Below are 11,667 nucleotides of genomic sequence, written 5' to 3' on the forward strand. Positions count from 1 at the left end.
CTTTGAGCCGGGTGTAGTAGTCAACCATCAACTCGCGTGTGGCCTGGTCTGAGACTGACCAGAGACTTATCATTTGGGATTCACTGCCGGCCAGGACCAGGGCACGTCGTAACCCATAGACCCCGTCGCCGTTTTTGACGTCGCCAAGTCCGGTATTACAGGCAGAGAGTGTAACGAGTTTGGTACCCCAGAGATTGAGTTGGGCGGCTTCGAGGGCGGTCATTATTCCGTCGTTGTCTTCTGAACCTCCATGATTGGCGCCGGCAAAAAACAACATGGAACGAAGCAGGGGATTGGCTTCCCGTTCCTTATCAAAATGAATGGGTGAATTTTCCATATCTCGTGCATGAACCGGGATATTTTTTTCGCTGGTTTGGGGAGCGTCTTCCAGAAAACAACCGTGGGTGGCGATATGGACCAATGCTGGTCGGTTGACCTGTTTGAGTTCTTTTTCCGTAGCTTCGGTTTTTGTTTTCAACCGGGCATCGGGAAAGATGGCTTTGAGTTGTTCGCCTTCAAGTCGGGTGCCGATCAGGCGTGCCAATCGACCCAGAGACCGACCCATCATCTGCGGCCCGACTCCCTCCAGGTATTCCGGGTCGGCCAGAACCAGCGGAGGCTCCAGGCTGTCAATTTTGACTGCCAGCCGCAGCAAATCGCGCCCGCTGGTCAAATACGTCAGGGTATAGGTTTCCACCAGGAAGTTGCCCTGTTCATCCATCAGGGCGGCAAACGGAAACAAATTCAAAACGCCGTCCGGCGAAATCAACAGGTGTCTGTTTTTTCCTGCCAGTGCCCTCACCGGCTTCATGACGAGCTTGTACAAAACCTGAGCGGCGGGAGTAATGTCTTTGGCCAGGTCGGCTTTCGGTTTGCCGACCACCTGGCGAAAGACTGCCACCGCCTGCTCAATCGGACCAGCCTCGCCGAGATCCGCCCATTTGATTTCACCTGACTGGTTCAAGGTGTAGACGGCCAGGCGAGGGGTTCCAAATTGATCTATTTTGGGTTCATAGGGCTGGTAGGACACAAATTCAACCAGCACTCCGTCGGCAGGAATCTGCTTTTGAATATTTTCCACCGTAATTGGCGTGAATTGGGTTTTAAGCTCCAGGCTTTTGGCGCTGATATCAGCTTCCAGTTTGTCGCTTTGGGTTTCCAATGCTTTCAACGAAGCCACATACTCTTCCGGGGTTTGCTTTTCAGGTCCACGCAAGGCCAGCGCCGAGATCTGCCCGGCCAGACTGGCATACTCATCCATCAGTTTTTGGATTTCCGGGATTTGTTGACTCCGCAGGGTTTCGAGGGCTGAGATCATGGCATCGAGCCCGCGACCCTTCCGACGCAACACCACCGCCAGGGCCGCTCGTTGAGCTTCAACGGATTGGGGAGCGGATTGAAGGTGTAAGGAAAGCGTTTGATCGGTGTACCTGCTCGTTTGATTGAGATATAGGGCTTTCTGTTGTTCCGAACCCGTGGCGAGATTGCGGAGCAGATCACGCTCGCTTGTCTCGTTGGCTCGCGCCTGAAATTGGATTGCCTGTGAAATATCGCCCCTGGCTCGATATAATTGAGCCAGGTTGTTGAGCAAAAGCGCGACGTGCGGGTGGTCAGAGCCCATGGCTTTCTCCAGTATGGACAGTGCCCGTTGGAAAAATAGTTCGGCTTTTGGCTGGTCGCCTTTGGATCGGTACAGTTCAGCCAGGTTGTTGAGGCTGATCGCAACACCTGGGTGGTCAGGACCCACTGCCTTCTCCCAGATGGCCAGCTCCCGCTGGAAGAAGGCTTCGGCTTTTTGGTAGTCATTCATATCAAGGTAGACCGAGGCCAGACCGTCGAGGGTGACGGCGACATCCAAATGGTCAGGGCCCAGTGTCTTCTCCCGAATGACCAACGCGCGCTGAAAGAGTGATTCGGCTTTTTGATAGCCATCTTTTATTCTGTAAAGCTCGCCCAGATTGTTCAAGCTCAAGGCAACATCCGGATGGTCCGGGCCCAGCGTTTTTTCGCGGATGGCCAGCGCCCGCTGATTGAGTTGTTCGGCTTTTTGATAGTCGCCTTTGTACCGGTAGAGCATGGCCAGACCGGTGAGACCTAAGGCAACACCCGGATGGTCAGGGCCCTGCGTTTTCTCGCGCATCGCCAGCCCCCGTTGGAAAAGTGGTTCGGCTTTTTGATAGTCGCCTTTGACCAGGTAAAGTGCCGCCAGATTGGTGAGGGTTTCGGCAAGATCCCAGTGGTCAGGGCCCAGCGTTTTCTCACGAATGGCCAGCACCCGCTGGAAGCAGGTTTCGGCTTTTTGGTAGTCACCCCTCCTTTGGTAGAGCAAGGCCAGGCTCGTAAGATTCATGGTGGTATACGGGTGGTTAGGGCCCAGCGCCTTTTCCCAGATGGCCTGAACCCGCTGGTAGAGGGGTTCAAGGCGGTCGTAGTCATTTTGGGCCCGGTAGAGTTCAGCCAGACCGAAGAGCGTGGCACCCACATCCTGATGGTTAGGGCCCAGTGCCTTCTCCCGAATAGCCAGCACCTGCTGAAAGAGTCGTTCGCCTTTTTGATAGTCGCCTTTTTCCAGGCAGATCATAGCCAGATTGTTGAGGGTTTGGGCGACATCCGGGTGGTCGGGACCCAGCGCCTTCTCCCGAATGGTCAGCGCCCGTTGAAAGAGTGGTTCAGCGTTTTGGTTGTCACCTTTTCCGGCGTAGCATCTCGCCAGGTAATGAAGACTCGTGGCCAGGACCGGATGTTCCGGTCCAAAGACCTGTTCGCTTTTTTCCACCGCCTCTCGGGCGATGAGCAGGCTTTGGTCGAGTTTTCCGATTTGATAAAGTTCCCTGGCCTTGGCGATGAGTTTTTCAATCTCAACCTCAGCCTGATCCTGCTCAGTGGCTGATCTGATTGCTTTCAGGCTGAGTTCATATTTACCGGACGGTGCCGTATTGTCGAGCGATTCGATCTCCAGTAGATAGTTACCTTCGTTCTCGATAATGGAGGACAACAACTCTTCACCCTGATTGCCCCAATACGGGGTATTCACCTCCTTACCCACCTTTCCATCGGGGCCCACCAATCGGGCGACCACATCAATCCCTTTCTGAGTGATCACGAGTTTCAGAAAATCGTTGGCTTTAAGCAAGATAGGGTAGGTGTGTTTTTCGCCACCTTTGAGTTCGCGCCCAACTGGTTTTCCAGGTTCCAGGTTTTCTGAAAGCTGAGCTGTCTGCGCCACACTTACACCGATGAAAAAGGGACCTGGCACCAGTGCCAGCGCCAAAAAACAGCTTAAACCCAGTCTTTTGTAAAACATATGAGAATATATCATTGTGACCTCCGGTGGCAGTTGGGAAAAGCAAGAACGGACGAAAAGGACTGAAAAGACAAAAACGGACAAAACTTCGAAAACCCTGAACCCTGAACCCTGAACCCTGAACCCTGAACCCTGAACCCTGAACCCTGAACCCTGAACCCTGAACCCTGAACCCTGAACCCTGAATTATTTTTTCCGAAGTTCCCCAAGCGTTTGCTTGAGTGCCTCCAGTTTTTGACCAGCTTCGCCAAACTTACCTGCCGCCATGAGTTTTTGGTAATCCTCCAGATGTTTCGAAGCCTGTTCGATGAGTTCTTCGCGGGATTTGGAAGGTGGTTCGCCAGTGGCTTCGGTCGTGGTTGGTGCTGGTACCCCCGGGCCGGTGTCAATTGAGGTCCCCAAACTTTTCGCGAGGCTGTTGAGTGCTTCGTCAAAGTTGGTGCCATAGCCAAGGTGCTCTTGCGATGCCAGTACCACCACCCTCAATTCCGGCATTGGACTGTTTGCGGCTTGCAAATAGATCGGTTCGGCATACAACAGGGACTTTCCAATTGGAACCACCACCATTTGGCCACGAATGACGCTTGACCCCTGTTGATTCCAGAGGGTGAGTTGACCTGAGAGAAAGGCGTTTTGGTCAATGCGGGCTTCGATTTGTTGCGGACCATCAACCAGTTTGGTTTTCGGAAAGCGGTAGACCAGCATTTTCCCGTAATGTTCCCGGTCCGAACGACCAGCAATCCAGGCAATCAGGTTGTTTCGATTGGAAGGCGTAAAGGGCAGCATGCTGATGAACTCCAAATCTGACTCACCAGGCAATTGCATCAGCGCAAAGTGGGGTTCCATCGGAAGCGCCGCCTGTTTTCCGTCTTTTCCTGGCCGGAGTTCAGTCGCCACATTCCACAGGTCTTCCCGGTTGTAAAATACCTGCGGATTATCCATATGATAGAGGCTATAGGCAGCAGCCTGGACTTCCATCATTCGTTCCGGAAATCGAATATGAAGTTTCAGGTATTCCGGCATGGCTTCCAGGGGTTGATAGAGTGCCGGGAACGCCCGACTGTACGCCTGGATAATCGGGTCTTGAGGTTCGGCAATAAAGAACGAGGTTGATCCTTCATAGGCATCAATCACCACTTTGATGCTATTGCGAACATAGTTGACCGGTGTCGCATCGCCATTGAAGGCAAAATGACGGGCATAGGGGTAGTTGGCGGAAGTCGTGTAGGCGTCAATCATCCAGTACAGCTTGCCGTCCTCGCTAATCACCAGATAGGGGTCTTCGTCAAATGAAAGATAGGGCGCCAGATAGTAGGCTCGTTCCCGGATGTTTCGCCGAATCAAAACCAGACTGTCCGCCGTGATGTCTTCTGAGAAGGGAAGCCGGGTAATATCGCCTAACTGAAGCGATAGACAGAATCGCCGCAACCCCGAGCCAATCCGAATTCCTCCCTGGCCTTCATAGACCGTGGCTTCATTGGTTTCACCCTGTGGATAATTAAATTCCTTCTGTTTGGTTTTGACATAGACGGTGCTGTTGGTCAGTTCGCCATAGTAGATCTCAGGACGCGTGACTTTCAGTTCCGGCGCTTTGCTCTCCACCGGCATGTTGGCCAGGACCAGATTGGGCATACCTTCAGGCGTAAACTGGGTGACCGGATTCATCGTCACCCCGTACCCGTGGGTATAAATCAGTTTTTCATTGATCCAGTTCCGACTGCTGACCGGCAGCTTGTTGATGTCAAGTTCACGCGCTGCCAGCAGGACATGGCGAAGTTGCCCGTTGACCACATAGCGGTCAATGTCAATATCAGGAAAGTCATAGTAGGTTCGAATTTCCTGAATTTGCTTGAGTGTTGCCTGTAATGCCCGCCAATCCCAGAGCTGTATATTTTTGAGCGTCAGGTTTTCTTTTTGAAAAGAAAGGGCTTCTGGGGAAAATTCGACCTCATAGGTTTGTTCTTCAATGGCATCAAGTTTTAAGGCCGCCCGCGTGGCCTGAATATTGTGGGTGATGAAGGGGGTTTCCTTGGCCAGCTCATTTGGTCGGACGATAAAATTGGTGACATAAGACGGGATCACCAGTTGCGCGATGACGAAAACGACCAGGGGCAATCCGGCACCCAGGACCAGCAAGCGAAATTTTCCACGGCTCAACGCATTCAGAAATGCCAGGAGGGTTCCAATTCCCAATGAAATGGTGATGGCGAGCAAGCCGGGAATCCGGATATGAGCGTCCGTATAGGTGACGCCTGACAGGACAGTGTGATCAGCCAGCAGCAATGTAAACCGACTCAAATACACAACCCAGGCCCAGGCAGCCAGAAACACACCGAAACTGACTGACACCCCACGCAGGACGGCTGGTGGAATCGGCGATGTCTGAGAGGCCACCAGACTGGCCACCAGACAGGTCCCAATAAAAACAACACCGCTGATTGTCCAGAGCCAGTCTGCCCACTGAACTTGCAGTGGCAAGGTGAAGAGATAGTAGCCAATCGGTCGGCCAAAGATTGGATCCGTTCCGATAGTTGCGGATTGGTGAAAAAACAACGCATAGTGCGACCAGTCAGACGCCATGTGAGAGCCGAAATAAATACTCATCACCCCAGCGACAAGCCAGGCCGTCGTACGCAAGGGAAAGCGCGGTGAAAATGCCACTGGTCGGCCATTGATTTCAAAGGCGGTTTGGATTCGATCCAAATGCGAAGCTCGTTCCAGCAACCAGAATGGTGTCCGGATGAGCACCAGCGTTGCCAGTGCAAACCCAATGAACAGGCCGACTTTCAATTTTAAAGTGGCTGTAAAGACCGTTGCGTAGCGAAGCGAGTCAAACCACAGGTAATCCAGGTACAGGGCAAGCATTCGCTGGCCGACAAAAAAAACAATCAGGAGTATCAGTCCAAGAATCACAAACCGTCGGGCCTGACTTTCTCCCTGGCTCTCGGGCGTTGATGGTGAGGGAATGCGTGGTGGTTTGCGGCCTGGTTCGGTTGGTTCAATAATTTCGACGTCTTTCATAATGAAACCCTCATTCCCTTGGAAAAAACGGATTGTTGGGCTCCGGTGTCCCGCGATGGCCCAAAAACCTGCCTGAAAAACAACAATGGCGGACTGTCGTCCGCCACAAAACTAACCCCGTACATACAAAATAGGACCGAGCCGACCTATTGCGGGTTCCCAGTACCACCCGTGGTCGTCGGGGGTGTTCCAGTGGGTGCATCGCCTGTGGCGGCGGGTTTGTTTTTCGGAATAAACCGCTTGATGCGTTCAATGGCCGGCTGCCCATCTTTGAGTGAAATTTTAAAATCTTCTCGATTCCCGGTTGGTGATTCGAGCGTGATTTCCTTGCCATTCAGTTTGGCGGTGACCGAAGCCACCTTCCCAACCCGTACCAGCATTTGTTCAGTGGCCTCGAAGGTCTGGTTCTGGCCCATTTTTAAGACCAATCCCTTTTCGATTTTGCCATCAGGATCAACCTTAACATAACAGTCGTCATTGGCCGCCACCAGTTCGAGTACCAGTGGTGCTGAGGTCGGTGGCACAGTAGTGGTTGGTGCTGGGGTCGGCGGTGGTGCTCCACCACTCAAGACTGGAGGAACTGTGGTGGGATTGGTTGGAGTTGGAGGCGCTGGTGCCGGGACTGTGGGTGGTTGTGAGATCTGTTGTCCTGGGGCATTAAAGTGCCGATACAACGCCCAGCACCCAAGAAAAAGGACCACAGCCACCACGGCGCCAATGATATAGGGCACGAAGTTGACTTCTTCTTCGCGGGGCACCGTGTAGGTTGGAATGTTGTTGAGTTGAGCGTCAGAGTTGGCTGGTCCATCGCCAGTTTGTTTCTGATAGGCAACCACGGCTTCATCTTCATCAATGCCGACCGCACGAGCATAGGCTTTGATGAACGAGCGATTGAACAACCCACCCGGAAGCGATTTAAAGTCATCGGATTCAATCGCTTGAAGAAACCGAATGCCAATTCGTGTGTTTTCGGCCAGTTGCGTGAGCGTAACACCTTTCGCTTCACGGGCCTGTTTGAGTTCATAACCTAAGGAAGCCACGGGACACTCCTCGAAAAGATCTTGTATGAGATAAAGATGAAGTACCAGGGAAAATAATTGAAGCTGAAATGTTAACTTGCCCGCCATGGGGTGTCAAATTGAGATTTCGAGGTGGTTCCAGCTTTCACCTGTACTGACCTGGAATTGTTCTGGACCAAGAAGACCAGCTTGAAAGCAGGTGCACGAGAGTTCCTGGCAATGATGGCCGTTCTTCGTGGTTACCGTCCTGGTGCAATGACTTGTAGGGCATTCCGACGGACCTTGATCTGGGATGGGGTTTCTTCCAGAAACTCTCCGTCACCAAAAACTTCAAGTGGTTCGTGAGTTTCCAGGCGGACTGACTGGGATCGCAGAACAATCACGTGGGGATCCGAGACATGGGTTCCGGTAAACACTGATGGAAAGGCTCTGAGTAAATACCACTGGCTCATTGGTCGGACGATGCACACATCAAGGAGCCCATCTTCTGGATCCGCCTGAGGGACAATTCTCATGCCGCCGCCATACTGACGGGTATTTCCAACCACTGCAATCAAGATTTCACCTTCAAACACTCCGCCATCGTGAATCAGACGCAAGAATTTGGGGCGAAAGGTAAAAATTGATCGCAAAACGGCATAGGGATAAATCAATTTTCCACGAATCCAGGCCGGGCGATGGCGCGTGCGTTTTCCAACCTCCGAATCTAAACCAATTCCCGCAATGCAGGCATACACGCGGCGCCCCGTATCAGCCAGATCCAGTGCTCGATGGTGACCCTGTTTGAGAATTTGACATGCCGCGTCCAGATTTGTTGGAATGCCCAGAGCGCCGGCTAAATCATTTCCGCTTCCCATGGGCAAAATTCCCAGCGCGGTTTGGGATCCCTGTAGCCCATTGATGGCATGGTGGAGTGTTCCATCGCCGCCACATACCGCGACAATATCATAGGTGTCTTGAGCGGCTTGAGCAGCCAGTTGCTGGACATGTTCAGCACTTTGACTGATACAAATTGTTGATTCCAGGTTATATCGCTGATACAGCGTCGGAAGTGTTTTGATGCTTTTTTTGGCTTTGGCCTGACCGGCTGATGGGTTGATGATGGTGAGTATTTTCATTGAATTCACAAAAAACAGGCAGCTTTGAATTGCGAATTGGCGGAAATGAGCGTGGTTCAATCAAGAGAGTTGATTTTTTAGAGGTACCCGAGGTGTGTTAAAAGAATGGTGTACTCAACGCCTTCGGCTTGACCCTGAATTGAGGGTGTTTCTCCTGACGACAGGGGTGGAACTCTCAGGAAATAAAGGTACTCGTCTCCTGAACTTGAGCACCCGGTGGGAGTTGATTGCTATTGACTCTTCTCGCAAAGATTTTCATTCTCACTGAGGCCAGGAAGCCTTTCCTTATTTTAAAAAGAATTCTTCATATGAGTGATATCCAATCCAGTAAGCGGTCCGGAAGACCAAAAGTGCGAACCGTTGGTCTCGTTATCAAGCCCCAAATTTCAGGAGCTCAGGTTTTCATTGCTCAGTTGACCGAATGGTTGATTCATCGGGGCTGCCAGGTGCTGGCTGATGGATTGGGACACACCTTTTTCCCCCCGTCTGTAAAAATCGTTTCCAATCAAGAGCTTGCCGAATGTTCAGATTTAATTGTTGTTTTAGGCGGCGATGGCACAATGATTACTGGAGCACGGATTGTTGGCAAGCGCCCAACTGCTATCCTCGGGGTGAATTTTGGGTATCTGGGCTACCTGACTGAGTTTTCGCCGGAGAATATTTTTCCGGCCCTGGAGCTGGTGCTGGCTGGGAAACATCAGGTGGATACTCGAATCAAACTTGAAGCTGCCGTTCTGCGCAACGGCCATGAAGTTTCCCGAGTTGAGGTGATCAATGATGTGGTGGTCAATAAAGCCTTGCTGGCGCGCATCATTGAAATCCAGTGCTGGATAGATGGACAATTTGTTTCAATGTTTCGGGCTGATGGACTAATCATTGCAACCCCAACCGGTTCAACTGCTTATTCACTCTCAGCCGGTGGCCCCATTATCCATCCTGCAATGCATGCCGTTGTCATAACCCCAATTTGCCCGCACACCCTCACCAATCGGCCCCTGGTGGTTTCAGATGAATCGGTCATCGAACTTCATCTGGTCGCCACTCGCGGCGATATCGAAGACGTTACTTTGACTCTCGATGGGCAAATCGCGATTTCACTCTTTGTGGATGACCGGATTGTGATTCGCAAAAGCGATTCAGTTTTGAAATTAATTCAACCTCCCAACCGAAATTATTATCAAATCCTGCGTGATAAGCTGAAATGGGGCGGGGAATAGTCCCAAATTCCATTTTCGACCCGTCGCACAGTTGATCACACTGGTTAAGCCTTAATTATGGAAGAGCAAAAGCCAGAGAGTGAAATTCATGGCGGAGTGGGGTTAAGTCGTGAATCGGAAAAGTTCGATTGGCAAGCAGGATGGTGATCGCCAGTGATTCAGGATCAATCCAGAGACTTGTCCCCGTAAAACCAACATGACCAAAGGTTTCTGGAGAACAGGTGTTGCCTGCGCTACAGCCGGGAGTTTGAGCCAACTTCCACCCAACAGATCGGGCCTCTGTTAGTCCTGGCGTAAAATTGTGACGAACTTCATCAAGGCTTGATTGGCCGATCAACTGGCTCCCCGGCAAAAACTGACGGCTTAAGACTGAAAGATCCTGGATTGAACCAAACAACCCCGCATGGCCAGCCACTCCATTTAAAAAGAATGCATTTCCATCGTGAACTTCGCCCTGGATAAGGGTTGTTCGCCATTGATAGGCTGACGTCTGGTTTCCGGCAAGAGTTCGAGAGGCTAAATTCTGCTCATATTGATTTCCAACTTCGGTGGGGGCAATGTGTGCTTTCCAGGATTGGGGAGGACAGTAGGTTAAAGTTGTTAGATCCAGGGGATCACTGATCAGGGATTGAAAGAGTTTATCCAGTGGGGTGGTGGTAATTCTTTCAACCAACTTTCCCAGAATGATGTACCCCAGATCGCTATAAACCACTTTTGACCCAGGTTCAGAGATGAGAGGGAGTTGATTTATGGTTGAAATAATTTCATCTGGGTGGCAAGTGAGCAGGTAAAACGGCTGCCAGGCTGAAAAACCCGCGCTGTGTGTCAACATTTGGCGGGCGGTGATACCACGTTTTTCCAGCGAATCCAGCTCCTTCATATATGAGGATGCTGGAAGATCCAGGTCTAATATTCCCTGGTCCTTCAGAATAAGACAGATAAGTGCGGTGGCTAAAGGTTTGGTAAGTGATGCGAGATCATAGACTTCATATACCTTTCCGGCTTGGCCTGATCCAGAAACGACTCCATTTTTGAGTGCCATCCATTGAGCTCCGTGAATGAGTCCATGATGACAGGCTTGCTCAAGCAAAGGTGTAATGTGAGACGACATTGAGACTGATGAGATGACCATAGGATTAATAGTTTAAAGGAAAGAGAGTGGAACAGAAATAAGGGTAAAGGGTGAATCTGGCCAGGGATTGAATGTGGTGGGTACATTTTTCGCAAAAGAATCAACGAGCAATATGGTCAATTGGAAATCAATACTACCTGGGTTTGGTAACAAAGTTCTCAGTTGTTTTCCAGAGAAAACGATGATTTTACTTTCTGAAGGCATTAAGCTAGTTCAGAAGTTAAAAAACTCAGAACTGTAAAGTTTAGTGATGGAAGTGTTACCGCCTTGTCTAGCTGTACCTTACTGATATTGACTTAAGATTTTGGTTGAATTTATTTAGGTTTGGCACGCAGAATGCTCTGCTTAGAATGCCTTCACTTTTCTGTGATATAAAATTTTTCAAAAAATCAAAACCTAGAAATATAGAGAGCGAATTAAGGTTGAAGGGGATTCAACCTGAAAAGTTAAGGGAACTCAGGGGCTTCGCTGAGAGGACGCAAGTTCGGGCAGTGGAGTGAGAGCGAGCGAGTAAAGCAGGCTGGCGAAAGAGAGCCGCCGGGCCTGAAGATGACAAAAAGCGAACCGTCAAGCACGAGCGAGTGCGGCGGCGCGAAAATTAAGGAGAAGGAAAAGAGCTATGCAATTGAGAAAGCTCACACGGTTTTTGAAAGCGTCAGCGTTGCTGATGTTGGCGGCCTTGATGGTCGTAACATTGGCACCCGTGAGCCAGGCGCAGGAACAGATCAACGTCAACGCGTTGTTGGTTGATTTTCCTGGTGGTTTGGGGAACGTGATCACGGGAGGGACGAGCGTCCCCGGGTTGACGGTATTGTTTCCACGGGGAAATGCGGGATCAAACAACGGCGTATCGGAC

The 11,667-nt window shown here is 51.0% G+C and carries 7 protein-coding genes; 2 read left to right on the plus strand and 5 right to left on the minus strand.

Going from position 1 to position 11,667, the window contains the following annotated elements:
* The 4 genes from HY774_29280 to HY774_29295 all read right to left on the minus strand — a co-directional run.
* On the minus strand, positions 1 to 3,304 hold a 3,304-nt coding region (locus tag HY774_29280), incomplete at its 3' end, for a tetratricopeptide repeat protein (GenBank protein ID MBI4752604.1).
* Positions 3,305 to 3,490: 186 nt separating this feature from the next.
* Positions 3,491 to 6,325 (minus strand): UPF0182 family protein, encoded by a 2,835-nt coding sequence (locus HY774_29285; GenBank protein MBI4752605.1) that lies wholly within the window; start codon positions 6,323 to 6,325, stop codon positions 3,491 to 3,493.
* 146 nt (positions 6,326 to 6,471) lie between these two features.
* Positions 6,472 to 7,365 (minus strand): DUF4115 domain-containing protein, encoded by an 894-nt coding sequence (locus HY774_29290; GenBank protein MBI4752606.1) that lies wholly within the window; start codon positions 7,363 to 7,365, stop codon positions 6,472 to 6,474.
* A gap of 218 nt (positions 7,366 to 7,583) precedes the next feature.
* Positions 7,584 to 8,462, minus strand: coding sequence for a diacylglycerol kinase family lipid kinase (locus tag HY774_29295; protein MBI4752607.1), 879 nt, complete (start codon positions 8,460 to 8,462; stop codon positions 7,584 to 7,586).
* A gap of 350 nt (positions 8,463 to 8,812) precedes the next feature.
* Between HY774_29295 and HY774_29300 the strand changes: the two genes are divergently transcribed.
* Positions 8,813 to 9,679: an NAD(+)/NADH kinase gene (locus tag HY774_29300; GenBank protein ID MBI4752608.1), complete on the plus strand. Its 867-nt coding sequence runs from the start codon at positions 8,813 to 8,815 to the stop codon at positions 9,677 to 9,679.
* A gap of 55 nt (positions 9,680 to 9,734) precedes the next feature.
* On the opposite strand, the gene HY774_29305 is transcribed toward HY774_29300, so the two are convergent.
* Complete coding sequence (locus HY774_29305; protein ID MBI4752609.1) at positions 9,735 to 10,790, minus strand: beta-lactamase family protein; 1,056 nt, start codon at positions 10,788 to 10,790, stop codon at positions 9,735 to 9,737.
* Between the two features lie 640 nt (positions 10,791 to 11,430).
* Between HY774_29305 and HY774_29310 the strand changes: the two genes are divergently transcribed.
* Positions 11,431 to 11,667 (plus strand): hypothetical protein (locus tag HY774_29310; GenBank protein ID MBI4752610.1); only part of this gene is annotated, 237 nt, incomplete at its 3' end.

Source organism: Acidobacteriota bacterium, from assembly GCA_016208495.1.
Lineage (GTDB): Bacteria > Acidobacteriota > Blastocatellia > Chloracidobacteriales > Chloracidobacteriaceae > JACQXX01.